Annotated in this window: 20 protein-coding genes and 1 pseudogene; 4 read left to right on the top strand and 17 right to left on the bottom strand. The window is 72.3% G+C overall.

Annotated features, from left to right (window positions below; all coding sequences use genetic code 11):
- Positions 1-72 precede the first annotated feature (72 nt).
- Positions 73-4,749 carry a multicopper oxidase domain-containing protein gene (locus tag AB0O11_RS26025; RefSeq protein ID WP_363391614.1) on the bottom strand — a complete coding sequence of 1,559 codons (4,677 nt, stop codon included), beginning with the start codon at positions 4,747-4,749 and terminating at the stop codon, positions 73-75.
- 454 nt (positions 4,750-5,203) lie between these two features.
- Here AB0O11_RS26025 and AB0O11_RS26020 point away from each other — a divergent pair, with 454 nt between their 5' ends.
- Both AB0O11_RS26020 and AB0O11_RS26015 read left to right on the top strand, forming a co-directional pair.
- Positions 5,204-5,869 carry a response regulator transcription factor gene (locus tag AB0O11_RS26020; RefSeq protein ID WP_363391611.1) on the top strand — a complete coding sequence of 222 codons (666 nt, stop codon included), beginning with the start codon at positions 5,204-5,206 and terminating at the stop codon, positions 5,867-5,869.
- Complete coding sequence (locus AB0O11_RS26015; RefSeq protein ID WP_363391608.1) at positions 5,859-6,923, top strand: HAMP domain-containing sensor histidine kinase; 1,065 nt, start codon at positions 5,859-5,861, stop codon at positions 6,921-6,923. Before AB0O11_RS26020 ends, AB0O11_RS26015 begins: the two co-directional genes overlap by 11 nt.
- A gap of 319 nt (positions 6,924-7,242) precedes the next feature.
- On the opposite strand, the gene AB0O11_RS26010 is transcribed toward AB0O11_RS26015, so the two are convergent.
- The 3 genes from AB0O11_RS26010 to AB0O11_RS26000 form a co-directional block, all read right to left on the bottom strand.
- Positions 7,243-8,247, bottom strand: a complete 1,005-nt coding sequence (locus tag AB0O11_RS26010) for a chitinase (RefSeq protein WP_363391605.1) — start codon at positions 8,245-8,247, stop codon at positions 7,243-7,245.
- Positions 8,248-8,934: 687 nt separating this feature from the next.
- On the bottom strand, positions 8,935-9,339 hold the full coding sequence (locus tag AB0O11_RS26005) for a hypothetical protein (RefSeq protein WP_363391603.1): 405 nt from the start codon (positions 9,337-9,339) through the stop codon (positions 8,935-8,937).
- Positions 9,340-9,550: 211 nt separating this feature from the next.
- On the bottom strand, positions 9,551-10,321 hold the full coding sequence (locus AB0O11_RS26000; RefSeq protein WP_363391600.1) for a sigma 54 modulation/S30EA ribosomal C-terminal domain-containing protein: 771 nt from the start codon (positions 10,319-10,321) through the stop codon (positions 9,551-9,553).
- A gap of 423 nt (positions 10,322-10,744) precedes the next feature.
- On the opposite strand from AB0O11_RS26000, the gene AB0O11_RS25995 reads away from it, so the two are divergent.
- Positions 10,745-11,623 (top strand): universal stress protein, encoded by an 879-nt coding sequence (locus AB0O11_RS25995; RefSeq protein ID WP_363391597.1) that lies wholly within the window; start codon positions 10,745-10,747, stop codon positions 11,621-11,623.
- A gap of 53 nt (positions 11,624-11,676) precedes the next feature.
- A complete protein-coding gene (locus tag AB0O11_RS25990) occupies positions 11,677-12,312 on the top strand; it encodes a hypothetical protein (RefSeq protein WP_363391594.1) in 636 nt (211 codons plus the stop codon).
- Positions 12,313-12,417: 105 nt separating this feature from the next.
- Here the strand turns inward: AB0O11_RS25990 and AB0O11_RS25985 are convergent, their stop codons facing one another.
- From AB0O11_RS25985 to AB0O11_RS25925, 13 genes and pseudogenes are all read right to left on the bottom strand, one after another.
- On the bottom strand, positions 12,418-12,864 hold the full coding sequence (locus AB0O11_RS25985) for a pyridoxamine 5'-phosphate oxidase family protein (RefSeq protein WP_363391659.1): 447 nt from the start codon (positions 12,862-12,864) through the stop codon (positions 12,418-12,420).
- Between the two features lie 68 nt (positions 12,865-12,932).
- Complete coding sequence (locus AB0O11_RS25980) at positions 12,933-13,652, bottom strand: sigma 54 modulation/S30EA ribosomal C-terminal domain-containing protein (RefSeq protein WP_363391591.1); 720 nt, start codon at positions 13,650-13,652, stop codon at positions 12,933-12,935.
- A 217-nt stretch (positions 13,653-13,869) separates the two neighbouring features.
- Positions 13,870-14,583 carry a VIT1/CCC1 transporter family protein gene (locus tag AB0O11_RS25975; RefSeq protein ID WP_224273589.1) on the bottom strand — a complete coding sequence of 238 codons (714 nt, stop codon included), beginning with the start codon at positions 14,581-14,583 and terminating at the stop codon, positions 13,870-13,872.
- Between the two features lie 137 nt (positions 14,584-14,720).
- A complete protein-coding gene (locus AB0O11_RS25970; RefSeq protein WP_363391587.1) occupies positions 14,721-17,483 on the bottom strand; it encodes an HAD-IC family P-type ATPase in 2,763 nt (920 codons plus the stop codon).
- A gap of 58 nt (positions 17,484-17,541) precedes the next feature.
- Positions 17,542-18,469, bottom strand: a pseudogene (locus tag AB0O11_RS25965) (polyphosphate kinase 2 family protein); the annotation flags it as partial.
- Between the two features lie 373 nt (positions 18,470-18,842).
- A complete protein-coding gene (locus AB0O11_RS25960; protein ID WP_363391585.1) occupies positions 18,843-20,531 on the bottom strand; it encodes an ABC transporter ATP-binding protein in 1,689 nt (562 codons plus the stop codon).
- On the bottom strand, positions 20,528-21,517 hold the full coding sequence (locus AB0O11_RS25955) for an ABC transporter permease (RefSeq protein WP_363391582.1): 990 nt from the start codon (positions 21,515-21,517) through the stop codon (positions 20,528-20,530). Before AB0O11_RS25955 ends, AB0O11_RS25960 begins: the two co-directional genes overlap by 4 nt.
- The gene (locus tag AB0O11_RS25950) at positions 21,514-22,554 is read right to left on the bottom strand and encodes an ABC transporter permease (RefSeq protein ID WP_363391579.1); all 1,041 of its coding nucleotides are present in this window, start codon (positions 22,552-22,554) and stop codon (positions 21,514-21,516) included. Before AB0O11_RS25950 ends, AB0O11_RS25955 begins: the two co-directional genes overlap by 4 nt.
- A 32-nt stretch (positions 22,555-22,586) precedes the next feature.
- Entirely contained in the window at positions 22,587-24,305 is a 1,719-nt protein-coding gene (locus AB0O11_RS25945) for an ABC transporter substrate-binding protein (RefSeq protein WP_363391576.1), read from the bottom strand.
- Positions 24,306-24,450: 145 nt separating this feature from the next.
- Positions 24,451-24,543, bottom strand: a complete 93-nt coding sequence (locus tag AB0O11_RS25940) for an Ms4533A family Cys-rich leader peptide (RefSeq protein WP_317620150.1) — start codon at positions 24,541-24,543, stop codon at positions 24,451-24,453.
- Positions 24,544-24,949: 406 nt separating this feature from the next.
- Positions 24,950-25,678 carry a nicotinamide mononucleotide transporter family protein gene (locus AB0O11_RS25935; RefSeq protein ID WP_363391574.1) on the bottom strand — a complete coding sequence of 243 codons (729 nt, stop codon included), beginning with the start codon at positions 25,676-25,678 and terminating at the stop codon, positions 24,950-24,952.
- Positions 25,679-25,869: 191 nt separating this feature from the next.
- The gene (locus tag AB0O11_RS25930; RefSeq protein ID WP_363391571.1) at positions 25,870-26,295 is read right to left on the bottom strand and encodes a riboflavin kinase; all 426 of its coding nucleotides are present in this window, start codon (positions 26,293-26,295) and stop codon (positions 25,870-25,872) included.
- Positions 26,288-26,887, bottom strand: a complete 600-nt coding sequence (locus AB0O11_RS25925; RefSeq protein ID WP_363391568.1) for a flavin reductase family protein — start codon at positions 26,885-26,887, stop codon at positions 26,288-26,290. The genes AB0O11_RS25930 and AB0O11_RS25925 overlap by 8 nt, the downstream gene beginning before the upstream one ends.
- Positions 26,888-26,915: the final 28 nt, after the last annotated feature.

Here is a 26,915-nt window from a genome sequence, read left to right as displayed (position 1 = left end):
AGGGCGGCCGGCGGCCCGCCCTCCTGCCGTACGCGATCACTCAGCCGTGATCGGGGTCCCGCCCTCCCGGCGTCACGGTGCCGGGGTCACCTGGAGCGGGTCCGACACCGACTTCACCGTCATGCTCGGGAACTCGCCGCCGTACCCGACCGTGTTGAGCGCGACGACCCGGTAGAGGTACGGCGTGGTCACCGACGCCGTCGGGTCGACGAAGGTGCGGGCCCCGTGGGTGTTCGGCTGGTCCAGTGGCGACTCGACCGTGCCGGCGTCGACCCACGTGGTGCCGCCGTCACTCGTCCGCTGGACGAGGAAGGCGGTCTCGTTGATCGAGTTGTCCTGCCACTCGAGCCGGATCCGGGCGCTCTCACCCGTGCCCACGACGGTTGACGCGAGCCCGCTCGCCTTCGCCGGCGGCAGCGCCAGCACCTGGGGCCGCATCATGTCCATCTCCTCGTGGCTGAGGATGTGGCAGTGGATGACGTACTCCCAGCCGAAGTTCACCGGTCTGTTGGTGACGGCCGCCGTCGGGTTGCCCTGCGGATCGGTGTTGTTGAACATCGACGTGTCACCGGACGGCATCGTCGGGTCGAGCAGCCGGACGGAGTTCGGCACTTCGAACGGCACCGTCGGCACGATCGGCCGCAGCGCGACGATCGTGTCCTCCAGTGGGCTCATCCGCACCGTGTCCTTCCAGCCCAGCTCGTTGGCGTCCGGCTTGATGACGATGTTGTCCCAGGTCACCCGGTTGAGGACTTGGACGTCGTACAGGTGGAAGTGCATCGGGTGGGTGTCCACCCCGTTGTGGGTGAACCGCCAGATCTGCGTCCCGTCCGCGCTGGTGCTGATCGGCGTCACCTTCACGTCCGCTCTGGGCAGGCCGGTGCCGTCGATCAGCTCGGTCGGCGGGTTGATGTACGGGTACAGCGTCGCGTTCTGCGCCCCCGGCGTCGGTGGCGACGCCTCGACGCCGAGGTTGGTCGACATCCGGCCGTAGCTGTCGAACGTCGTCGCGTTCATCTCGTCGTGGATGGCCTTCGGCTGCAACGGCATCGTCATCCTGGCGGTCGGTGCCTTGAGCGTGTTGAAGCCGAACGTCGACGTGTCGTTCACGCGGACCAGGCCGTCGCAGGTCTTGACGGAGCTGTTCTTGACGTTGCAGTTGCTGCTGGCGGCGAAGCTCGTGCCGTACGCCGAGTTGTAGGCCGCCTGACCGACGATCACCGGGTTCTGCCCGGACTCGAAGACACCCGAGCCGTCCGCGTGGTGCTTGAAGGCGGCCTGGAGCTTCGCCAGGTTGAACGTCGGGGCCGGTGCCGTGTTCGCGATGGTCACCTGCATCACGGTGCGGGTGTTGGGCCCGTACCCCGGCAGGATCTTCGGCGCGCCGCCGGCCTGGGTGAGGTCGGGGGCACCCGTGTAGTAGTCGTACGACGAGATGCGTCCCGGGTAGGCCGCGGGTGCGTCGTTGTAGAGGATCAGCGTCTTGCCCGCGAACTTCGAGAAGTCCACCAGCACGTCGGCGCGTTCGGCCGGCGCGACGGTCAGCGAGTGCTTGTCCACGTTGCCGAAGTCGAAGCGCGTCGGGTCGGTGATCCAGGTCGTCGGCTGCTGACCGTCGATGACGGCCGGTGCCGGCAGGAAGCCGCCCTCGCTGGCGATCTGGATCCAGTCCGGCCCGGCGGCGTCGTTGTTCGCGTCCGCCGGGGTGGGCGACACGTTCGGGTCGGTCTGCGCGGCCGCCAGCTCGTCCGCGTTCAGCGCCACCTCGGTCGTGCCGTCGCCCTGCTTCGGATCGGCCTTGTACCACTGGAAGTTGAAGAACCGGTCGTTCGCGGCATTGACCAGCCGCATCCGGTAGGTCTTCGGCTGCAGCGTCACCTTCGGGTAGGCGACCCCGTTGACGATGGGCGTGTCGTTGAACTGCTCCATGCCCATCGAGATGTTCGGCGTGCCGGGGATCTGCTCCGGCTCGCAGAACGGGGCGCTCTGGTACTGCCAGGTCGACGAGTCGTCCAGCTTGCACTTCGGGTCGTAGTACGGGTTGGCGATCGGCCCGAACCTGGTGTCGCCGGCCGGCGGCCAGAACCACGGCCCGTACATCCAGCGCCCGTACGAGCTCATGCCCGACGGGTCGCCCGGGTTCTGCGCGGGCATGTAGACGTGGTGGTACCAGAAGCTGCCCTTGCCGCCCCAGCGCTTCGTGTCCCAGGTGGGGTCCTGACCGTAGGAGACGGTCTTGCCGGTGCCGTCCTTCCGGTCCTTGAGCTGCGAGTCGTCCGGCACGAAGGTGCGGTCCTGGACGAGCAGCGGGAGGGTGTCGGCCGCGTCGGGGATCGTGCCGCTGTTGACCAGCGCCTTCTCCGTGTCGTCGGTGATGGTGTAGCCCGCGGCCTCGCCGGCGTACACGTTCAGCCGGGTGATGCCGTAGGTGTGGTCGTGGTAGAACATCAGCCGGGCGCTCTGCTGGTTGGTGTAGTAGAACGTCGAGCAGCCGTCGTCCTTCGCGGCGCAGAGCGTCGCCCCGGTGCTGTCCACCATGTCCGGCACGTTCTGCACGCTGACGCCCTGCGGCCACGCCGTGGTCTCGCCGGCCGGGGTGATCCACTGGTGCGGGGTGCCGTCGCTGATCCACGGCGTGACGCCGCCGTGCAGGTGCAGCGTGGCCCGGTTGTCCGTGAAGCAGCCGGCCTTGTCGTCGGTGCACGGGGGATTGCGCACCTCGTCCGTGACGGTGCCGTCGTTCTTCGGCGGGGGCATCGTCATCGGGACCATGCCGGCGCCCATGCCGCTGCTGTCCACCGGCAGGAACAGGTCGCCGTCGGCGCCCTTCGGGAGCAGGTTGCGGAACACGATCCGCACCGGCCGGTCCTTGGTCGCGGCGATGAGGGGGCCCATCCACTGCGGTGAGGTCACACCCGTGTACGGCAGCGGCTGCCTGGTGCCGTCCATCAGCTCGTTGTAGAGCGGGACCTTCCGGCCGGGCACCGCGTCCGTCGACAACTGGACGTAGCCCCGCACCAGGGTCGGCGGCAGGTCGGAGGAGAACCGGGTGAGGTACTGCACGAGACCGATGACGTACTCGTCGGCCGGCTTGCCGCCGGTGGTGACGGACTCCGGAACGGCCACCGGGATGAACTTCTCCGACGGCTTCGTCGACGGTGCCTGCAGCTGTGCGACGTCGGGACAACCCGTGCCGTCCGCCCCGGGGTTGCAGGTCAGCGGCAGGGTGTCCTGGAACTTCTTCATCCCGACCGTGAGGTAGCCGGCCCCCGGGCTGGTGACCTCGATCCCGCTGATCGCCCCGGTGTCCGTCACGGCCGTCGCCGTCGCCCCGGTGCCGCCCCTGCCCGTCGGGTCGGTGATGGTGACGGCGGGCGCTGCGGTGTAGTCGGAGCCGACCTTGTCCAGCTTGACCGCGACCAGTTTCAGGCCGGCGGCGGCCGTCGCCTTCGTCGCGCCGTTGATCGGGTCGGCCAGCGTCCCGTTGCGGATCACGACGCCGGGTGCGCTGCTGTAGCCGCTGCCGGGTTCGTCGACGGTCACCTTGGTGACGTTGCCGTCCGCGCTGAGGTCGGCCGGGTCGACGTGCCCCTTGGCCACCGTGCCGTTCGGGTCGTCGGGAAGGTCGAAGTCGACCGTCGGCATGGTGTAGCCGGCCCCGCCGTCCGTGACCGTCACGGCGTCCACCCCGCCGGAGGCCGTCGCGGTGGCACCGCTGCCACCGCCGCCGGTGATGCCGACCGCGAAGCCGCCGTAGCCGCTGCCTCCCGCGTCGACCGTGAGGCCGACCACGGCCCCGGTCGCCTTGACGGTGGCCTTCGCGGTCGCCGCCGTGGTGCTCCCCTCGATGGTGACCGAGGTCGCGCCCGCGACGTAGTGCCGCCCGGGGGAGGTCACCTCGATGCCGGAGATGCCGCCGGTCTGCGGGTCCACCGTGGCCGTCGCCGTGGCGCCGAGCCCGGTGCTCGCCGGGATCACCTGCGCCCCGAAGGAGTACTGCCGGTCCTGCGCCGGGTAGCGCGGGTAGACGGCCGAACCCAGCGTCACCGTGGCGCCCGCGGCCGGAGGCACGTTGGTCGGCGGGGTCGTGGTGCTGTCGACGCCGGCCGGGTACACGAAGGCGTCGGTGGCGGAGCCGAGACCGGTGTCGACCGGGACGCCCTGACCGTAGAAACCGATGACGTCGCCGGCCTGCACGGCGACGTCGGGGACCTCGTACGTCGCGACCTCTCCGGCTGCCGCGGTCGGCTTGGGCACCGTCTTCAGCCCGCTGTCGGCCACGACGGTGTACGTGTCCGGTGTGCCCGTCGGCCGCAGGACGTAGGCGTGGAAGAGGCCCCCCTCGGAGGCCGAGGGGCTGCCCCCCGGCTTGGTCTGGTTCCAGGTCTGGAAGCTCTTGAGGGTGCCGGCGGGCAGCGGAGAGCCGCCCAGGACGACGAGCACGGGCCCCAGCGCGCCCGGCGGTGTCGCGAAGTCCGTCGCGTACGCCCGGTCGACCAGCGGGTTTCCCGCCGACATCGTGGTGGACGCGATGGACACCTGGGCCTTCGACAGGGTCAGCGGGCTGTTGGCCCAGTTCGGCCACGGGCCGAAGTAGTGCGGCACCTTCGTCTCGTCCGTCGCGCCGCTCGACCCGCTCGCGGCAGCCTCCGGTATCTGCTGGAGCGGCGACGGCGGCAGCCCCAGCAAGGCTGCCACCATCGTCCCGACGCCGACCAGGGCGATGGTGCCCCGTCTCGGTTTCAGCACCGTTCTCATTATTTGTTTGGTGAACACGTCTTTCCTCTTTCCTTGGCGACCTGCCGCCGCTTGCGCGCTCGGGTCGGGATCGCCCGGCCCGCCGGGAGGCGGCGGGACCGAGGGCACGGGCCCTTGCCGCCGACTGGTGACGCGCGCGCGACAAGCCTGGAGTCGGCCACCGGACGCGGGGGCGAAGATGACAGGTCTCTCATCCAGCCGTCATGACGGGCGTCGCGAGGCCGGACCGCCCGGGACGTCGGCGCGCCGGCACACCCTTGCCCGGCGCACACGGACACTGACGTACCGTCACAACACCTGCGGTCGGAGGGCGGCAAACCGGGTCGATCCCGACGCCTTCGCCGGATCGTTTGTGGAATGACGGGTTGGGCACTTGTAAGATCCGACGCAGCCGCAGATGACAGCCCAGGGGCGAGAGCGGCAGGGGAGGAGACGGGAGCCCACCATGGCCCGGCTGTTGGTCGTCGAGGACGAGGCGCGGCTACGTGCCTACCTCAAGCGCACGCTGGAAGCGGACGGTCACGTCATCGACGCCGCGGAGTCCGGTCCGGACGCCGTGGACCGCCTGCGGGCCGGCGAGTTCGACCTGGTCGTGCTCGATCTCATGCTGCCGGGGTTCGACGGGTTCGAGGTGATGCGGCGCGCCTTCGACCGGAAGCCCGACCAGCGGGTCCTCGTCCTGTCCGCCGTGATGGACGTCGCCACCCGGGTCCGCTGCCTCCAGCTCGGGGCCGTCGACTTCCTCGGCAAGCCCTTCGCGACCGCGGAGCTGGTGGAGCGCGTCCGGACCAGGCTCCGTGCCCCCTCCACCGGCGTGTCCCAGCGGTGGCTCCACGTCGGGGAGGTCACGCTCGATCTCGAACGGCAGGCGCTCAGCCTGGGCGGGAGGGAAGTGCCCCTGTCGCACCGCGAGTTCATGCTGCTCGGACACCTGATGCGGCGGGCCGGGGAGGTGTGCAGTCGGCGTGAGCTCCTCGCGAGCGTCTGGGGCCACACCGACGACCTCGGGAGCAACGTGGTCGACGCGACGGTCCGCCGGATCCGCGGCAAGGTGCCCCGGCCGGTCATCGAGACGGTGCGCAATGTCGGGTACGCCTTCAGTGCCGGCTGAGCGCAGGCGGCTGGTCTTCGCCGGCTGGGTGCTGTTCGCCGGGTGCAGCCAGCTGCTGCTGCTCGTCGAACCCGCCCTCGAAACCGTGGTGTTCCACCTGGTGTGGATCAGCATGTCCATCGTCTACGGCATCCAGAGCTGGTCGGCCCGTCGCACGTCCGCCGTGCTGACCGTGGTCACCCTGGTCACGGGTACCGCACTGAGCCGGTTCATCGCGGAGGGCCACGCCGAGTGGGACGAACTCGCCGAGGTGCCGCTGATGGCGATGGTCTTCCTCAGCATGGTCTGGCACGTCCGGCGGCGGGCCGCCGCCCTCGCGGAGACCCAGAGCCTCGTCGAGCGCGAGCGCCGCGCGCAGGAGGTCAAGGAGCTGTTCGTGCGCAACTGCTCGCACGAGATGCGCACGCCGATCACGGTGGCCCGCTGCTACGCGGAGATGGTCCGCAACGAGCTGTCGACCCCGGAGAGCAGGGACGACCTCGACGTCGTGGTGGACGAGCTGGACAAGCTCGGCGGCCTCGCCGGGCGGCTGCTCGTCCTGGCCGACGCCTACGAGCCCGCCACGTTCGAGTGGGCCCCCGTCGACCTCGGCGCTCTCCTGCGGCGGACGGTCCAGCGGTGGCGGCCGGCCTCGGACCGTGACTGGCGCCTGGACGCGCCCTCCGTCCTGATCGAGGGCGACGAGTCCCGGCTTGAGACCGCCCTCGACGCGCTGGTGGAGAACGCCGTGAAGTTCACCGTGGACGGGGACACCGTCGCGCTGCGCTGTCGCGCGACCCGTGACGGCGCCGTGGTGGAGGTGGAGGACACGGGCATCGGCTTCGCCGGGTCGCAGGCCGAGGACGGGAGCGGCCGGCCCCGGTCGTCGGGCCGCCCCGGCACCGGGCTCGGCCTGGCGATCGTGCGCGCCGTCGTCGAGGGCCACGGCGGTGGCCTCACCGTGCTCTCCGAGCCGCCGAGCGGCTCGCTGCTCCGGATGACGCTGCCGCCGCACCCACGCTCCTCCCCGACGCAGAACGTTCCCGCGTCCGCCTTCACCGCGCCTGCCGAGTAGTGCCCGTCACCGTCCGGTCCGCAGAACGGCGGTGTCGCTGTACGGAGTTCCTGACATCGCCGCACACCGGGACCGCCCCCGGCTCCGGCGCGTGACGGGGGCGGGGCCGGCGGGCGGTGGTCAGACGAGGCGGTCGGTGAGCAGCCGGGACAGCCGGCGCGCCCCTTCCTCCACCTGGTCCGGGGTCAGCACGCTGACGGAGAGCCGCAGTTGGCGGGCCGCCTGTGATGGCTCCGGGATGTGGGGGCGGACCTGGGTGGCGCGACACGGGGGAACGACTCGGCGACCCTCCCGGCGGCCCGCCCCCGCCGGGGCCGTCTCAGCCCTGGTACTGGACGACGATCTTGGTGAAGTCGTACGGGGACTGCGCGATGCTGCTGCACGCCTCGGTGTCCGTGCCGGAACCGCAGGCGCGGTCCCGGTTGACCGACCAGAAGGCGAAGCGCGCGATGTGGTGCTGCTGGGCGTACCCGAGGATGGTGCGGAAGTCGCCGGTGGTGACGGTCTCCCCCGCCTCGTCGGTCTTCCCGTTCATCGAGGAGACGCCGATGTGCCGATACGCCGCGTCGTCGCTGTAGCCGTACGCGCTCTTGACCGCCGCTTTCAGCCCGTCGAGGGCGCTGACCGTCGCCTGGCCCATGCTGTCGCTGTAGCCGCCGAAGTCGAAGGGCATCACCACCCAGCCGTCGTTCGCCAGGCCGGCCGCGGCGCCCCGCTTGATCAGGTCCTTGCCGGCGGCGTCCGGGCCGCTCGGCGTGGTGCCCATGGTGACGTAGGTGACGACGCCAGGGTTCTTGGACTTGACGATCTTCAGCGCGTCGACCACCCGCTGACGGACCGTCGCGCTGCCGAACTCGGTGTTCTCGATGTCGATGTCGAGCGCCTTCAGCTGGTAGGCGTCGATCACCTTCTGGTAGGCGCCGGCCAGCGCGCTCGCGCTGGAGCACTTCTCGCCCAGCTTGTTCCCGCTCCCCCCGCCGACGGAGACCACGACGTCACCGCCGGCCTCCCGGATCGACGTGATGGCGGCCTCGTCGGAGCCGCCGGTGAGCGCCCGGCTGCCGTCCCACTTCGGGTTGCACCCGCCGTCGGAGAGGATGAAGGCCAGGGTGATCCACTTGATGCCGGTCGCCTTCATCACGTCGGTCGGCTTCTGCGGGCTGCCCCAGCCGAGGTACTCGTACGGCGCGGCGGCCAGCCCGGGCACGGCGGCCGCGGCGGGGGCCGCCGCCGCGGAGGTCGCGGGGGCCGACAGGAGGGCGGCCGGGCCGAGGGCGGCGGCCAGCAGCGGGGCGGTGAGACGGACCCCGATGGTCTTGCGCATGCCAACTCACTTTCATCGATCCAGGGGAGCGGTGACGGCAGGTCAGGGAGAAGGAGGCGGAGCACCCGTACGGACGGCGGCGGTCCACCGGCGGTGTCTCACAGAATCGGGGTACCGGGCTCCGGGGTCAATGATTGAAGTTTCCCCATGGTGCTCCAGTGGCAACCCGCGATGGCCCGCGGAACACTTGGGAAGCCTCCCTGACCATGGCTGCTGACGCGCCCCGTCGGGTCGCGATCCTGAACTCCGCGTCCCCGGTGGCCACCTGAGTTCGCGCGGTGCCCCTCCCCGAAACTCCGACGCGCTCGCCCCTCCCCCCGAAGCTCCCACGCGCTCGTCCCTCCTGCGCCCGCCCCTTGGGCCTCCCCTGCGCCCGCCCCCACGCGGTCAGAGGATCGAACCGGCAACGACACGGCGTTCACCGCGCCGTTCACCGTCACCGCGATGACCGACCCGGGCTACCTCTGCCGCCACCCGCCCGGCCCGGCTCCCGGCGCCCACCACGCGGGGCGATCCGCGGCTGCTGTCCTCGCGCTCAACAACCTGGCCCAAACGCTCTTCCGGCCGGGCCGAGGCGCTCCGGCACTGGGAGCGGGCCCTGGAACCGCCACCGAGCGGGGGCGGATGACCCGTCAGGTGGAGCCGGCGCGGGCCAGGCCGGCGCGCCTGAGGCCGTGACCGGCCCGGTCAGCCGTTCCAGGAGCCGGCCGTGGTCGCCGTCCGGGCCGGGGCGGCCGTCCCGGACGAGGTGGTGGTCCAGGTCGCGCCGCCCGAGGTGGTCGTCCGCACGCCCGGGCCCGGCACGACCCGCTCGATCCGCAGCACCAGGTTGCGGTCCTGCCGGTCGCCCGCCCGGTCCTGGTTGCGGCTGTGCACGACCTGCGTCAGCACGCCCCGAATCTCCTGCCACCGGCCCTGCACCGCACGGACGTTGGGGTACCACTCGCCCTGGTCCCGGTGCTCCAGGTCGAGCTGCCAGCTCTCCGCCTCCACGAAGTTGACGGCGCCGACCTCGCCCGGGATCTCCACCGGAGCGGCGCCCCGGACGGTCACCACCGCCCGCTGCGGGAACCGCCCCTCCGCCGCCGTCACCGTGATCCGGCCCGCCCCCTGGTACCAGGCCGTCGCTGTCCTCCTCGTCCGTTCCTCGGGCCGGCTGCCGACCGCCCTCAGCCGGTAGCACGGACGTCGCCCCCTCCGGGGTTCGACAGAACCGCGTCCGGTCTGAACCCGCCGGCCCACGGCTTCCGTTCAGCGGGGCCCGGTCGGGTCCAGCGACCGACCGGGCCCCACCCCTCGTTCCCTAGTCCGCGGGGGTGATGACGCCGTAGTGGCCGTCGTACCGGTGGTACAGGACGTTGCCGCGCCCGGTCTCGCTGTTGGTGAAGAAGACGAACGGCAGGCCGCTGAGGTCGAGCCGCGAGACGGCGTCGGCGACGGTCAGTTCGGGCACCGCGTCGGTGCTCGCCGAGATGCCCGGCTCGGTCTCCGGCGCCGTTCCGGCCGAGGCGATCCGGTACTCCCCCGCCGGCCCGTCGTGGTGGACGAGGCTGTCGCAGCCCGTCACCGCGTCGGTGTACAGGTGGAAGTCGTAGTCCATCGCGTCCAGTTCGAACACCGCCGCCCACGTGGTCTGACGCGCGAGGCTGTAGCTCTTGTGCCGCACGATGCGGCGCTCCTCGGCATCCAGCACCCGGCGCTGCGGCCGGTGTTCCTGCCCGGCGACGGGCCGCTCGGCGTGGTGGCGGTGGTGCCGGTGGTGGGTCCGGACCCGGGCGATCCTGGCGTTCAGCCGGTCCTGGAGCAGGTCCACGGCTTCCTGCATGGTGGCGGCGGCGACGTGGGCGCGCACGGGCCGGCCGTTCAGGTCGAGCGTGGCCTGGGCGGTCGACGGCTTGGCCACGGCGTGGTTGGGCTCCTGGGTGAGCTTCACCCGGACGTCGAGGACCGGTTCGTCGATCTTCTCCAGGACGGCGAGCAGCTTCGTCCTGGCGTAGTCGGGCGCGGCCAGGGTGACCTCGCCGCGGGTCGTCACCGTGATGGCGGGGGCGGGTCGGGTCTGCAGTCGGTTCATCGTGGTTCCCTTCCTGGTGCGTCAGACCGTGGTGTGCGTTTCGGCGGGGTCGTGGGCCGGGGTTCCGGGTGGACGGGCCCCGTTCCCGCCGTGGCCCGTCGTAGAAGATCCTCGGATCGGCGAGCGGCGCGTCCCATGGGCCAACGGTCCCGGTCCCCGCACCGGCGGTCCCGGTTTCCCCGCCCGATGGTCCCGGTTTCCCCGCCCGATGGTCCCGGGCCCCGGACCGCGCCGTGCACCGGCGCATGTCGTATGCCGCATGACGCTCGGCGCATGACGCGCTGCCGGATCCGTCCCGGTCGGGACCACCGGCCCACCGACAGGTTCCGTCCGGCCCTGGGGTTCCGCGAGGCCCGGCGGGAGATTGGTGCTCACCGGGCGGCGGTCGTGCCCGGCCCTCGACCCGACTTCAAGGGAGCATCCGTGACGACGCGACACGTCCTGGCCGGCCTCGACGGCTCACCGCGGAGCGAGAGCGCCGCCATGTGGGCGGCAGCGCAGGCCCAGCGGCTCGGAGCGCCCCTGCGCCTCCTGCACGTCTGGCCCTGGCTGAGCGACGAGAACGTGGACCGGGCCGAGCCCGGGGACCTCCGGCCCGCCGCACTCGACGCCCTCGCCCGTGTCGCCGACCGGATCCGCCTCGCCCACCCGGACCTGACGGTGGAGACCGCGGTGCGGCCCGACGACCCGGTGGACGGGCTGGTCGCCGAAGCGCGGGAGCAGGAGCTGCTGGTGCTCGGCTCCCGGGGCCTCGGGGGATTCGCCGGCCTGCTCGTCGGCTCGGTCTCCCTCGCCGTGGCCGCCCGGGCGACCGTTCCGACGGTCCTCGTCCGCGAGGCGGCGTCCCTCACCCAAGGGAACGCCGGAACCTCCGGTGAGGTCGTGGTCGGGCTCGACTCCTCCGAGCCCGGGGAGGCCGTCCTCGCGTTCGCCTTCGCGGAGGCGGAACGCCGCGGTGCCGCACTGCGCGCCGTCCACGGCTGGGAACCGCTCCCGGCCTGGGCCTACGGCAGCATGATGCCGCCCCCGATGGACATTCCCGGACAGGAGCGCACGGAGGCGGCCCTGCTCTCAGAGCACCTCGCGGACCACCGCAGGAGGCATCCGGACGTGGCGGTCGTCGAGGACGTCCGGCTCGGCGGCGGGGCGATGGCCGTCCTGGACGCGGCGGCCGCCGGTGCCGAGCTGGTCGTCATCGGCCGACGCGAGCGCCGGCACCGCCTCGGCATGCTGCTCGGACCCGTCGCCCACGCCGTGCTCCATCACTCCACCGCGCCGGTGGCCGTGGTCCCCCATCCGTGAGAACGGACCGCGCCCGCCGCCGTCCACCAGGCCGTTGGAGGAGGAGCACCGACATGACCGCCGTTTCCGGGCCGGCCGGCCCGGTCCCGCGCTCGCGCAACCACCTGCGGCAGGCGTTCCGGCGGGGCGGCAACCCGCTGGTCCGCCCGGTCGACCGCGCACGCAGCCGGGCCCTGCTGCTGACCGCGCTCGGCATCGGGCTGGCCCTGCCCTGCTGCGCCGGTGCGGCGACGGCCGACTTCGTCTCGGCCCGGCACCAGGACTCCGTGGCGGCCGCCCGCCTGCACGGCGTCCAGGCGGTCGCACTCACCCCGGCACACCGGCGGATCGAGACCGGCACCGGTAGGACGCGGTACGAGGCCGAGGCCGTATGGACCTCCCCCGACGGCCGCAGCGGCACCGGAACCGTCGCCGTTCCCGCCGGCACCGTCGCCGGCTCGGCCGTCGGGATCCGGGTCGACGACACCGGCCGGCCCGTCCCCGCCCCTCCCGGGGCGATCCATGCCGCCGCCGAAGCCGCCTGCCTCGGGCTCCTCGCGTTCGGCGGCCTCGCCGCTCTCGCCATCGCCGGTCTCAGCATCCGTCTGATGGTCCTCGACCGCCGGGCCGACCTGGCCTGGCAGCACTCCTGGATGCTTCTCGAACCCCTCTGGAGCGGCCGCACCCCCCGCGACAACCGGGCGGGCTGACACCACCGGCCGCGTCCGCGGAGGAACCACACCGGCGACGCCCGGCACCCAGCACCCGGGCGGGGCCGGCATCACCCCTTCCCGCGGTCGCGGATCGGGCAGGCCCTACGTCGGACGGCCGGGCCGCTGCCGGGTGGCGCCGCCCGCCTCGGGTCCGGCGGCGAGGAGGAAGCCGGTGACGAGCTCGGGGCGGATGCGCACGACGTGGTGCATCGCGGCGTCCACCCAGGGGGTGGCCAGCTCCTCGTAGCGCCGCACCTCGGCCGGGTCGGTGACGAGCTCCGCGTAGCCGGTGACGACGACGCTCCACCCCAGGTGGGTGTCGAGGTCAATGGCGTCGGCCTCGTACGCGACGACCGGGCCGGGCGCGCCGGGTACGCCCGCGGCAGAGGTCAGGGCGGCGCCCTCGTGGGTGCGGATGATGATCGCGCCGTCGGCGACGACGTGGTTGACCGGCCGGATGGCCGGCAGGGCGTCCTTGGTGAAGACGACCCGGCCGAGCGGCACGCCGGCGAGCAGACGCAGGCAGTCCTTCCGTTCCAGCGGCACCATGTGCCGGGCGGCGACGGCCGGCCGGGGCCGCAGTCGTGCCTTGAGGTGCCGGCGGACGGCTTTGTCCCTCACGGCCGGCCCGCGATCAGGCCGAGGTGGCCTTCGAAGCGGCGGTACAGGACACGGCCCCGCCCGGTGGCGGGATCGGCGTAGAACAGGAACGGCAGTTGCGCGTCCTCCACGCGGTTCACCGCCTGCTCGTCCGTCAGGTGCCGGGCGCCGACGGGGCTGAGGGTGAGCGGTGCGGTGGACCGGCGGGGCGGGGCGGCGGCAACGGTACGGGCCAGGCGGTATCCGGTCGGCCCGGTGCGGTAGACGACGGCGTCGGTCTCGGTGGCCGGGTCGGTGAACAGGTGGATGTCGTAGTCCATCGCGTCCAGCGTGCGGATCGCAGCGTCCGGTGAACACCAGACCAGCGACGGCGACTTGACGCGGGTGATCAGCCGGGCCCCGTCCCGGGGGGCCGTGTCCCCGGGCTGGACGGGTCGGGGCCAGGGCCGGGGTTTCCAGGTCCCGGTGACGGCCGCGATGCGTCGGCGCAGCTGATCACCGATACGGTCCACGGCCTCGGTGAAGTCCTGCGCCGCCTCCTGGACCCGAACCCGCCGGCCGTCCACCTCGGCGTTCACCTGCGCCAGCACGCCCGATCCGGTGGTCGACAGCTTGACCTTCAGCGCCTCGACCAGCGCGTTGGCGCTCTGGGAGGCCGCCGCGATCCTCGCGCGTCCCTCCGCCAGCACCTCGCGCGGGATGCCCCCGAAGGCCACCACTGCGATCTCCGTGCTCATGCCCGTCCTTCTTCTGATGTCCGGCCCCGATCCGATGCACGCCTACGCTGCGCGCAAGCCGGACCTGCCACAAGGGTCGAACGGCCCCATCGCCCGGGGTGCTTGCCGTCGACGCCGCGTGGCATCGTCCATCGGCGACCTCACGATGTGCCTCGGCGTGACGCGGAAGGCGCCCCACGGCCCGATGTCGGAGCACCGGATCCTCGGCGGCGGCGGTTCAGACACCGGAGACATGGGCGATCTGGCCGACGGCGGCCGTGACCGCCATGGCGAGGCCGCCGCCGATGACAACACGGGCGGCGGGCCCCAGCACGGTGGTGCCGGCGGCGCGGGCGCCCAGTACGCCGGCGAGGGCGAGGCCGCAGAGGGTGACGACGACGATCAGCCACAGTCGGGCCGTGCTGGAGGACGCGAGGAGACCGAGGAAGGGCAGGAGTCCGCCGACGAGGAAGCTGGCGGCGGAGGCGAGGGCGGCCTGGAGGGGGTTGGCGGCGGTCTGTTCGTTGTGGCCGAGTTCGTCGCGCAGGTGGGCCTGTAGCGGGTCGGCCGCATGCAGGGCCTCGGCCACCTGGCGGGCGAGGTCGCGGGGGACGCCGCGGTTCTCGTAGATGGCGGTGAGTTCGGCGAGTTCGGCTTCGGGGGCTTCGGCGAGTTCACGGGCCTCCTTGGCGCGGTCGGCGGTCTCGACGTCGACCTGGGAGCTGACGGAGACGTACTCGCCCGCGGCCATGGACATGGCCCCTGCCGACAGGCCTGCCAGGCCTCCGGTGACCACGGTGGAGGTGCTCACGCCACTGGCGGCCAGGCCGACCATGAGGCTGGCGATGGAGACCAGGCCGTCGTTGGCGCCGAGCACGGCGGCGCGCAGCCAACCGGCCCGGGAGGCGGTGTGCGTCTCGGGGTGAGGGGCGAACCGGTCGTGTCGGGTCATCGGGCGGGATGCTCCTGCCTGCTCGTCGAGGCCGTTGTCACGAATCCGGCGCGGTGATGTCCACCTCGACGTTCGCCTGGGTGCTGGGGACGAACCACCGTACCGGCTCCGGCTGTTCGGCCGACTCCGGAACACCGTCACGGACGGGAGTCGATCGCCGCCCCGCCACGGGCCGCCGGCAGTCTGCGGGCCACGAACTTGCCCAGCTCCCACAGCAGCAGGAGCGCGACGGCGGCCAGCAGGGCCCATCCGAACTGTCGGGCGTCGATGTCGGTGGTTCCGAGGATGCGGTGGAACACGTCCATCTGGGTGACCAGCACCGCCAGGACGAACTCGCCCAGGGCCGCCAGGTTCATCTGCTTGCTGTCGAAGGTGCTGACGGTCAGCGCGGAGCCGCGCTCACTGCGGCACTCGTAGGCCGCCACGATCAGGCAGAGCGCGAAGGCGGTGAACGCGATCGAGTTGCCGACGTGCGTGCTGTGGTAGTGCGCCTCGCCCAGCTTGGTCAGCCCGAGCAGGGCGACCGTGACGGCCAGCCCGGCGAGTCCGACGGTGATCACCACGGGCCTGGTCAGCACCGTTTCGCCGCGCGGGCGCGGGGTGCGCCGCATCAGACCGGGGCTCTCCTGGTCGAAGCCCAGGGCGAAGCCGAACGGGGCGTTGACCACGAAGTGGACCCACAGGACCTGCGCCGGGGTGAACGGTTCGCCCGCGGCGATGTTCAGGAGCGCGGCTCCGAGGAAGGTCAGCACGAACGTCACCAGCAGCACCAGGACGAACCGGATGTACTTGGTGAGGTTGTCGTAGAGCTTCCGGCCCTCCTCCACGGCGTAGACGATGGTGGCGAAGTCGTCGTCGGCGAGGACCATGCGGCTCGCGTTCTTCGCCGCGTCGGTGCCGCTGCCCATGGCGATGCCGATGTCGGCGGCCTTGATCGCCGGCGCGTCGTTGACGCCGTCGCCGGTCATGGCGACCACCTCGCCCTTCTGCTTGAGCGTGGCGGCGAGCAGCACCTTGTGCTCGGGCGCGACCCGGCCGACCACGCCGATGCCGTCGATCCGGGCCAGTCGCTCGTGCTCCGGCAGGGCGGCGAAGTCGGCGCCGAGGACGGCCTCACCCTCGATGCCGAGTTGGCGGGCGATGGCCGCTCCGGTGGTGACGTCGTCGCCCGTCACCATGCGGACCCGGATGTGGGCGGCCTGCGCGCTGGCGACCGCGGCCCGTGACTCCTCGCGCGGCGGGTCGACCATGGCCACCAGGCTGGTCATCCGCAGATCCTCGACGAACGCCAGCAGGTCGCCGTCCGGGTCGAAGTCCGCCGGGTCCAGGTCCCGGACGGCCCCGGCCATCACCCGCAGTCCTTCGCCGCCCATCCGCTCGGTCTGCGCCTGGGCGCGTGCGCTGAGGTCCGCGTCCCAGGGGATGACGACGCCCTCCGAGAGGGCCGAGGAGGCGCGGGCCAGGACCGCGGGGGCCGCGCCCTTCACGAAGCACCGCACCACCGCCCGGCCGTCCGCGTCCTTCGCCTCGTTGAAGCTGGCCATCAGCTTGTAGCTCGGGTCGAACGGCAGCGTGGCGAGCCGGGGGAAACGCTCCCGGCTGGCCTCGATGTCCAGCCCGGCCTTGTGGCCGAGAACGAGCAGGGCGCCCTCGGTCGGGTCGCCGACGACCTCGCCGTCGACCAGTTTCGCGTCGTTGGCGACCAGGTAGGGCAGGACGGCATCCTCGATGCTCGGGGCGGAGCCCGCCGCGTGGTGGATCCGCCCGTCGAGGCGGTAGCCGGTGCCGGAGACGGTGTAGCGGTCGGTGGGGCTGAGCACCTCCACGACCGTCATCTGGTTCATCGTCAGGGTGCCGGTCTTGTCGGAGTTGATGGCCGATGTGAAGCCGAGGGTCTCGACGGACGGCAGTTCCTTCACGATCGCGTGCCGCCTGGCCAGGTTGAGGCTGCCGACGGAGAGGATGACCTGGCTGACCGTCGGCAACGCCTCCGGGATGGCCGCGATGGCCAGCGAGACCGCACTGACGAAGAGGGCGTCCCACGCCTGGTCGCGGCTGCGGCCGAGCGCGAACATCACGACCATGGTCAGGCCGGCCGCCCCCGCGATCCACAGCGTCAGGGTGTTGAGCTCCCTGGTGAGCGGCGACTGCTCCCTCTCGGTCGCCGACAGCATCCCGGAGATCTTGCCCAGTTCGGTGTCGGCGCCCGTCGCGGTGATGACGAGCAGTCCGCTGCCGTGGGTGACCGGGGTGTTCATGAACGCCATGTTGGTCTGGTCGCCCGGGCCCAGCCGCTCGGCCGGCAGTGTGCCGGCGTCCTTGGCGGCGGGGACGCTCTCGCCGGTCAGCGCCGACTCGTCGATCTGCAGCGCGCTGGCCTCGACGATCCGTCCGTCCGCCGGGATCTCGTCGCCCGCCGCGACGAGCACCACGTCGCCCACGACCAGCTGTTCGGCCGGGACCTCCGCCTCCGTCCCGTCCCGCCGCACCCGCGCGGTGGCCTTCATCATCGACCTCAGCGCGTTCATCGCGCTCTCGGCCTTGCCCTCCTGCCGCAGGCCGACCACCGCGTTGAACAGCGTCAGGACGATCAGCAGGACCCCGGTGGTCCACTCCTTGATCGCCAGCGAGACCACCGCCGCCGCCACCAGGATGATCTGCATGTAGCTGCGGTACTGGTCGAGGAAGCGCAGCCAGTCCGGCCTCGGCTTCTCCTCGGGCAACGCGTTCGGCCCGTTCGCGGCGAGCAGTTCGGCCGCCCGGGCGGCGGTGAGCCCGGTCGCCGGGTCCGCCCTGAGCGAGGACGCGACCTCCCGGGGAGGACGCGCGTACCAGGGGTCCGGGGACTCCTGCGGGCCGGACGGCCCAACCTGCTCCGCCACCTTCACTTGCTCCGCCATCGTCACTCCTCAAGATCCGGGAACGTCCACCCGGGCGTCGGTCGGTCCGGCGCGTCTGCGCGTACGGGTCACGCGCGGCCGCCTCGGGGGGCCTCGTCCTCCAGCCGGCGCTTGGCCGCGCGGAGTTCCTTCCGGGCCTGCTCGTCGACCGTGGGGAACTGCGGATCGATCTCGATCAGCGTGTGCGCGAGCACCGCCGCCGAGCAGATGCGCGCGAACCACTTGCGGTCGGCCGGCACGACGTACCAGGGCGCCCACGGCGTGCTCGTGGCCGACAGCATGTCGGAGAACGCCTCCTGGTAGTCGTCCCAGCGCTCGCGCTCGCGGATGTCGGCCGCGGAGAACTTCCAGTTCTTCTCGGGCAGGTCGATCCGCGCCAGGAAGCGGCTGCGCTGCTCCTCCTTGGAGAGGTTCAGGAAGACCTTCACCACCTTGATCCCGTTGTCGGTGAGGTAGCGCTCCCAGTCGTTGATCTCCCGGTACCGGCGGTGCCAGACCCCCGGACCCTTCGCCTCCTCCGGCAGCTTCTGCCGGTCGAGGTTCTCCGGATGGACACGCACCACGAGGACCTCCTCGTAGTGCGACCGGTTGAAGATCCCGATGTCCCCGCGCGACGGGAGCCGCTTCGCGTACCGCCACAGGAAGTCGTGGCCGAGCTCCTCCGCGGAGGGCACCTTGAAGCTGCTCACGTGGACGCCCTGCGGATTCACCCCGCTCATGACGTGACGGATCGTTCCGTCCTTCCCCCCGGCGTCGAGCGCCTGGAGGCAGAACAGCACTCCGTAGGTGTCCTGGGCGGCCAGCCGTGCCTGGTACTCCGAGAGCAGCGACACGCCGGTGTGCAGCAGCTCGACGCCCTCGCGCTTCTTCATGCCCGCCTTGTACCGGGGGTCGAAGTCCTCCGCGAGGTTCACCCGCGACCCCGGCTTCACCCGCAGCGGCTTGATGAACTTCGCAATGCGCCTGGCCGTTCGTCCGTCCGACATCGCCTGTACCAGTTCCTCTCGGGTCCGGCGGGCATCGCGAGGCCTGCCGCGCCGCCCCGCTCCGCACCGACGTCCTCGACACGGCGGAACCGGGACCGACCAGCACGGGAGAGTGCTACCTGCCACGCTGTGGCCCCCGGATGGCCGTGTCAATCCGACGGCGTCCTTCCGGGCCGGGCCCGGCTGCGCTGCCCGAGTTCGGGCCGGCCCCGGCAGGGTGGCAGCGGCCGGGCCGCCCAGGAGCACGGCTCCCCAGCGAGCGTCGAGGGGGCGAGGCCCACGTCTTCGGGCCGGCGCCCCGGGTCCTGGCAGGCCCGACGGGTGGAGCCTCCGACGTGTGTCGGGGGCTCCACCCGTGACGGCGCGGGGCCGGTCAGGCGTCGGCGGACGCCAGTCGGGCGTGGCGGCGGGCGGTCGCCTCGGCGGGGTCGAGCACCGGGACGGCGGCCAGCAGGCCCTTGGTGTAGTCGTGCTGGGGTGAGTCGTACACGGCGTCGGCGTCGCCCTGTTCCACGATCCGTCCGGCCCGCATGACCGCGACGCGGTCGCTCACCTGCCGGACCACGGCGAGGTCGTGGGCGATGAAGACCAGTGCGAGGCCGAGGTCGCGTTGCAGCTCACCCAGCAGCTCGACCACCTGGGCCTGGGTGGTGACGTCCAGCGCGGAGACCGGCTCGTCGCAGACGATCAGCCGCGGCCCGGGTGCCAGCGCCCGGGCGATGCCGACCCGCTGCCGCTGCCCGCCGGAGAACTCGTGCGGATAGCGGTGGTACCAGTCGGCGTCGAGCCCGACGCGTTCGAGGAGATCGCCGACCCGGGTGCGGATGCGGCGCTCGTCGCTCTCGCCCGCGACGCGCAGCGGGTCGGCGACGGACTCCCCGATGCTGCGGCGCGGGTTGAGCGAGGAGACCGGGTCCTGGAAGACCATCTGCAACTCCTGGCGGAGCGGGCGCAGTTCCCTCTCCCCGAGCGCTCCGATGTCCCGGCCGCGGTAGTGGAGCCGGCCGCCGGTCGGCTCCAGCAGCCGGACGAGCATCCGTCCGAGCGTGGTCTTCCCGGAGCCGGACTCGCCGACGATGCCCAGCGTCTCGCCGGACCGCACGGTGAGCGAGACGCCGTCCACGGCGGTCACGGGGGCGGTGCGCCGGGCGAGGCCGCGGGTGGCGAACTCCCGGCGCAGGTCGGTGGCTTCGAGCAGGACGTCGCCCCCGGCGGGCCCAGTGGAAGCGGCAGGCCCGGCGGGGGCCTGCGGGGCGTCGACCCGGGGCACCGCCGACAGCAGCGCGCGGGTGTACGGCTCGCGCGGAGTGCCCAGCACCTCGGTGACCGGGCCGTGTTCCACCGCCCGGCCGTCCTTCATCACCAGCACCCGGTCGACGCTCCCGGCGACCACGCCCAGGTCGTGGGTGACCAGGATCAGCCCGGCCCCGGTCTCGGCGCGCAACTCGTGCAGCAGGTCGAGGATCTGGGCCTGGACGGTGACGTCGAGCGCGGTCGTCGGCTCGTCGGCGACCAGCAGCCGCGGTTCGCAGGCCAGCGCCATCGCGATCAGCACCCGCTGGCGCATGCCGCCGCTGAACTCGTGCGGGCGCGACCGCGAGCGGCGCGCCGCATCGGGGATGCCGACGCGGTCGAGCACCTCGACGGCCCGGGCCCGGGCGTCCCGGCGGGAGACGTCCCGGTGGACCCGCACGACCTCGGCGATCTGGTCCCCCACCGCGTAGTACGGGTCGAGGGCGGAGAGCGGGTCCTGGAACACCATGGCGGCCAACCCGCCGCGCAGGCGCCGCAGTTCGTCACCCTCGGCGGTGACGGCGTCGACGCCGGCGACCCGGACCGAGCCGCCGATCCGGGCGCCGGTCCCGCGGTGCAGGCCGAGCAGTCCGTAGGCGACGGTGCTCTTGCCGGAGCCGGACTCGCCGACGATGCCGAGCGCCTGCCCGGCCTCCAGGGTGAAGCCCACGCCGTCGACGGCGCGGACGTGGCCGTCACCGACCGGGAAGTCGACGACCAGGTCCCGGACGTCGACCAGGGGCCCGGCGCTCAGGGGTTCGGCGCTCATGTCAGGACCACCCTTCGGTCGGACACCGCGTAGAGCACGTCCGCGATGGCGTTGGCGAGGACCACGAAGAACCCGGTGACGAGGGTGAGGCCCACGACGGTCGGCAGGTCGATCAGGCCCACGGAGGTGACCAGCAGCTTGCCGAGCCCCGGGAGGCCGAAGAGCGACTCGGTCAGCACGGCGGCCCCGAACAACGTCCCGAGGTCCATGGCGGTGAGCGCGATCACCGGGGTGAGCGCGCCGCGCAGCGCGTGCCTGGTCACCAGGCGCCGTTCGCTGACGCCGTACGCCCGGAAGGTCCGGATGTGGTCGTCGGCCAGGGTCTCCAGCATGGACGAGCGGGTCAGCCGGGCGTACTTGGCGGACTCGATGAGCGCGAGCGAGATCCAGGGCAGCAGCAGGCCCCAGAACCACTGCTGCGGGTCCTCGGTGAGCGGCACGTAGCTCGGGAACGGCAGCCACTGGAGCTGGGCGCAGAAGACGATGAGCAGCACCAGCCCGATGACGAACACCGGGACGGAGTTGCCGGCCAGCGTCAGCGCGGTCAGCAGGCGCTCGCTGAGCCGGCCCCGGCGCAGCGCGGAGAGCAGCCCGGTGCCGACCCCGAGGATCAGCCAGACCACCATCGCGCCGAGCGCCAGCGAGGTCGTCACCGGAAGGCGGGCGGCGATCATGTCGGTGACCTGCTCGCCGCTGCGGTAGGAGATGCCCAGGCAGGGCGCCTGGCAGTGCAGCAGGCCCGTCCCGGCGCTGAAGTCGCGGCCGGCGACGAGGCCCTGGAGGAAGTGGGCGTACTGCAGGTGGACCGGCGCGTCGAGGCCCAGCCGTTCGCGCACCTGGGCGACCTGGGCGGGGCTGCACTTCTCGCCGCAGGCCAGCTGGGCGGGGTCGCCGGGGGCGATGTAGAAGACCGCGTAGACGATCAGGGAGAGGGCGAGCAGGACGCCGAGCATGCCGACGGCCTTGCGGAGCAGGAAGCGGGTCATGCGGTGGCCTCCTCGGTGGTGCTCGAAGGACGGGCGCCCGAGGCGGACCCGTCCGCCGTCGGACCGTCGGCGCCGCGCGCCGTGCCGACCCGCAGCCGGGAGGCCGCGCGGGGGTCGAGCTCGGTGCGGACGGCGTCGCCGAGCACGGTGAAGGCGAGCACGGTGGCGAACAGCAGCGCGGACGGGAGCAGCACGTACATCGGGTCCGCGCGGAACCACGTGGTCGCGCCGGAGAGCATCTGGCCCCACGACGAGGTCGGCGGCTTGACGCCCACGCCGAGGAAGGACAGCCCGGCCTCGCCGATCACGTTGGACGGCAGCAGCACCGCCGCGTAGGTGATGACCGGCGCGGCCAGGGACGGCAGCAGTTCCCGGCGGGCGATCCGCCAGCGGCCGGCGCCGGCGAGCCGGGCCGCGGCCACGTAGTCGAGCTGTTTGAGGCTGAGCGTCTGGGCCCGGACCAGCCGTGAGGTGCCGCCCCAGCCCAGCAGCCCGATGACCAGGGTCAGCAGGAGCGGGCGGGGGAAGTCGGAGGGCACGATGGCCATCAGCGAGATGGCGAAGACCAGCGAGGGCAGCGCGAGCATCACCTCGGTGGTGTTGCCGATCAGCTGGTCAAGCAGCCGGCTGCCGAGGCCCGCGGCGAGGCCGAGCAGGACGCCGATCGTGACCTGCACGAGGGTGGCGCCGACGGCGACGAGCAGCGAGATCCGGGCGCCGTGGACGAGCCGGGCGAACACGTCGCGCCCGGTGCCCGGTTCGACGCCGAGCCAGTGCTCGGCGCTGACGCCGCCGAAGGAGCCGGTGGGCACCCCGCCGGCCGCCGAGTCGAGCAGGTCGTTGTGGAAGCTGGTGGGGTCCTGGCCTTCGATCGCGCTGAGCAGCGGTGCCGCCGCCGCGGTCAGCGCGAGCAGGACGATGACGAGGCCGGCGGCGAGGACGGCGCGCCGCGCGAGCAGCCGCCGCCACACCTGCCGTCCCCCGGCGGCCGGGGAGGCCGCGAGGGCCTGCCCGGCTCTGGGTTCCTGTGGAGCCATGGTTGTCCGATCGATCCGTCCGGTCCCGTCCGCTACTTGACCGCGACCTGGGAGATGTCGAGCACGCCGGTCCAGTCGCTGATGACGATGTTGCGGACGTCCTTGCCGGACAGCCGCTTGTAGACGGGGTGGAAGAGCGGGATGGTGAGGGCCTGCTCGCCGATCCGCTTGTCCAGGGCGCCCCAGCGCTTGGCGGCCTCGGCGTGGTCGGTGATCTTGTTGATCTGGTCGATCTCGTCGTTCACCGACGGATCGTTCAGCTGGGCGGAGTTGAAGTTGTAGCCGTCGGTGACGATCTGCCGGCCGTCGAAGACCGGCGCGAGGAACGGGCCGCCGGACGGCCAGTCGGCGCCCCAGCCGGCGAGGAAGAGGCCGGGCTCGGTGCCGACGGTGTGGATCGTCTTGGAGTACTTGGTGCCGTCCAGGACGTCGAGCTGGACGGTGATCCCGGCCGCCTTCAGACCGTCCTGGACGGCGGTGGCCAGGTTCGGGCCGTAGCCCTTGCCCGTTTCGGCGGAGTGGGTGAGCGTGATCGTCAGGCCGTCCGGGTAGCCGGCCTCCTTCAGCAGCTCCCTGGCCTTCTCCGGGTTGCCGGTGGCGCCGGCCGGGAACGGGTCGTAGGGCGTGTACCCGAAGGTCTCCTGGTTGGGCAGGTAGGTGGTGGCGGCCTCGGCGAGCGAGGAGCCGCCGGCGGCGTTGACGACCGAGGTGCGGTTGATCGCGTAGGCGATGGCCTGCCGGACCTTGGGGTCGTCGAAGGGCTTGACCTTGGTGTTGAACGCCAGGTAGTTGACGTAGCCGAAGTGGCCGGTGCCGACGCGGGCGGCGAGGGCCTTGTCGTCCTTCACCTGGGCGAGTTCGGAGGGGCCGAGGTTGGTGTCGGTGGTGACGGCGGCCGCGTCGGGGCCGGTGCTGGCGGAGAGCCGCTGGTTGATCACCGCCGAGTCGAGCCCGGACTGCACGTCGATGGTGTCCGGGTACGCCTTGCGCTGGTCGTCCGTCGCCGAGGACCAGTTGGGGTTGCGCTTGAGGACGAGGTGCGTGCCGTCGTTCTCGTTCTTGACGACCTGGTAGGGGCCGGAGGAAATGGGGTGGTCCTGGTACTTCGTCCCGGTGTCCTTGGCCTTCGGGACGGGTGCGAACTGCGTCTGGGTCGCCAGGTACGGGAAGTCGCCCTCGGGCTTGTTGAGGTGGAAGACGATGGTCTTCTCGTCCGGCGTCTCGATGGCGGTCAGACCGCGGTCGTCCTTGTACGGGCCCTGGTAGTCCGCGGCGCCGACCAGCCAGTCCCTCAGGAACGGTGCCCCGCCGGAGAGTTCGGGGGCGAATGACCTTTCGATGCCGTACTTGATGTCGGTGGCGGTGATCGGCGAGCCGTCCTCGAACTTGAGGCCGTCCTTGAGGTGGTACGTCCACACCGTCGCGCCCTCCGACGGGGTGCCGGTGTCCGTGGCGAGGTCCGGGACGACCTTCGTGCCGGCCGCGCCGTCGGCCCGGTTGCGGGTGGTGAGGGTGCGGAAGACCAGCGAGGGGACGTTCCCGCCGCCGGAGGTGTAGAGCCGTGCGGGGTCGAACTGGTCCTGCGGGTTCTGGTTGAGGACGGTGAGGGTGCCGCCCTGCTGCGGCGCGGCGCCCTTGTCGGCGCTTCCACCGCCGTCGGCCTTCGGTCCGCACGCCGCCACTCCGACGACCAGGGCGACGGTGACGGTCGCCGCGGCGAGGCGGCGAGGGGTGAAGGTGGTTCGAGACATCGGAAAGGGGGCCTTTCGCTACCGATTGTGCACGGAGGAAGGCGGGCGACAGTGAGGCCTTGGGAAGAGTGAGCGGCACCGCGCCCGCAGGAAGGGGCGACGCCCCGACGCGGCGATCACCGCAAACGCGTCGGGACAGGCGGATTCAGCGACAGAGATTGTCGGAAACGCAGTGCGCGGCCACGCCGATCAGCGCCAGCTCGATGGCGGCGCACTCGATCGGGTGACGGTCAGACATGCGGAGAAGACTGTATGAATTTCAGTGGGATGTCAAAATCCCGGACACCATCCGGCCTTCGCCGGCGTGTTTCGGAACGGCGGCACGCGGCCGTACGGTAAACATCTCCCCCACCGCCCGGGCGAGTTCCGTGAACACCGTGTCGCCCGTCACGGGCGCCACCCGCCTCCTTCGACAGGACGTCGGCCGGCGCGCCCCGGCACCGGCCCGGCACAGTGCGGGCCCGGGAGCCGAGGAGGGACGGGAGCACGGGAGCGGCGTGCGGATTCTGCTGCCGGGACCGTCGGAGCTGCGGACCGCGGAGACCACGGCCGCCCGCCTCACAGGCGCCCGCCGGCGCGGGCCGGGCCCCGGAGAAGGGGACCGGCCCGCGGGCGGAGTGCGATGCGGTCGAACTGACTGTCCGTCAGTCGCTCGCCCCGATCCGGGAAGCAGGGCTGCCGCCCGGGCGGGCGTCGTCCCGGCCCTCGACCAGGACGGCGGGCTCCAGCGGCGAGGCGATCTCCTGCGGTCTGCTGCGGGACGCCCAGTCGCGGATGCCGAGCAGCACCATCACGAAGAAGATCCCGTAGACGATGCCGGAGAAGTACAGCTCGGAGTGGACCGCGAGCGGCACGCCCACCAGGTCGACGGCCAGCCAGACGAACCAGAACTCCACGTGGCGGCGGGCCTGGCTGTACATGGCGAGGATCGAGCCGACGAAGATCCAGGCGTCCGCGAGGACCATCCACCACGGCGCCCCGGGGTAGAACGAGGCGTCCGTCCCCTTCAGCACCGCGCCGAACGCGGCCGTCCCCAGCACCATCGCGGCCATCAGCACCGCGCGTTCCCGCCCGGACGCCCAGCGGACGTTGATGGTGCCTTCCTGCTCCCGGCTGCGCTTCCAGGTCGCCCAGCCCCAGGAGGCCGAGACGATGATGACGATCTGTCGGGCGGCGTTGCCGCCGAGGTGCACGTTCAGGCTGGCGATCAGCAGCAGCACCGAGCCGAGGATCTGCACCGGCCAGGCCACCAGCGAGCGCCGCAGGGCCAGCCAGACGGTGGCGAGCGCCAGGATGTTGCCCAGGAAGTCGGACCAGTAGACGGGGAGGCCGAAGAAGTCGAACTGCTCGTTCAGCCAGTGGAACGCGCTCATGACTCACACCTTTGTTCGTGCGGAGCGAGGTGGGGGAAGGGACGGTCGGCCCCGCCGAAGCGGGGGGGGGCGGGGCCGACCGGGCTCGGGGCGCGGGGCGCGCGCGGTCGCGAGGGGGGGCGGGTGTGCGCGCCGGCAGGTGAAGCGTGGTGGTGCCGGTGGATCAGGAGGGGAAGGGCGGCACCGGTGGATCAGGAGAGGGCGGTGAGGACGTGCCGTCCGTGCTCGGAGTCCAGCAGGGCCTCCGAGCGGCGGACGTCCTCCCGGGCGGCGAGCAGCAGCTCGTCGACGGAGGCGAACCTCTCGGTGTCCCGGATCCGGGCGACGAACCACAGCTCGACGCGCTCGCCGTACAGGTCGCCCGGGGCGTCGTGGCAGTACACCTCGGTGTGGATCTCGGAGGTGTCGCAGAAGGTGGGGTTGGTGCCGATGCTGATCGTCGCGCGGTGCACGGTGCCGGTCGCGCGGCGGGCCAGCCAGCCGCTGTAGATCGCGGGCGGTGGGACGGACGTACCGGGGTCGGAGGCGATGTTGGCGGTGGGGAAGCCCAGCCCCCGCCCCCGGCCGGCACCGTGCACCACGGTGCCGGACAGGGGGGCCGTCGGGGCGTCAGCCATGGGGGGTGAGCTCACGGAACTGGCTGGTGTGGAACACCAGCGGCTCCACCCCGGGGAACAGCTCGACGGTGAGCAGCTCCATCAGGACGATCTCGTGGTCGCCGCCGTCGTACACCGCGTTCACCCGGGCGGTCTGCCACAGCGCCGCGTCGTGGATCAGCACCGCGCCGTCCGGCGTCACCTGCCACCCCGCGCCGCCGAAGCGGTCGCCCTCGCGGGAGGCGAGCCGTCGGCAGAGCGCGCCCTGGCCACGGCTGAGCACGCTCAGCCCCAGGACCGGCGCCTCCGTCAGCCTCGGCCAGGTGGTCGAGGTGCGGGCCACGCTGACCGCGACCATCGGCGGCTCCAGCGAGATCGACACGAAGGAGCTCACCGCGAGCCCGACCGGTTCGCCGTCGCGCAGCGCCCCGAGCGCGACCACCCCGGTGGGGTAGGCCCCGAACGCCTGGCGCAGCGCCGCGGCGTTGAGCTCCGCCGTGTCGGGCTGCTCCCTGTTCCGCTCCGCCGTGTTCGGTACGACCGCGTTCGGTACGACCGCGTTCGGTTCCGCGGGCACGGCGGGCGGGTTCGGATGGTGGGCGGGAGTGACCATGGTCGTCGCCGTCCTCTCGTCGCGAGTG

The organism is Kitasatospora sp. NPDC093102 (assembly GCF_040683915.1).
Lineage (GTDB): Bacteria > Actinomycetota > Actinomycetes > Streptomycetales > Streptomycetaceae > Kitasatospora.
The sequence above is the reverse complement of the archived record's forward strand: the minus strand, read 5'-3'. Positions and strand labels throughout refer to the sequence as shown.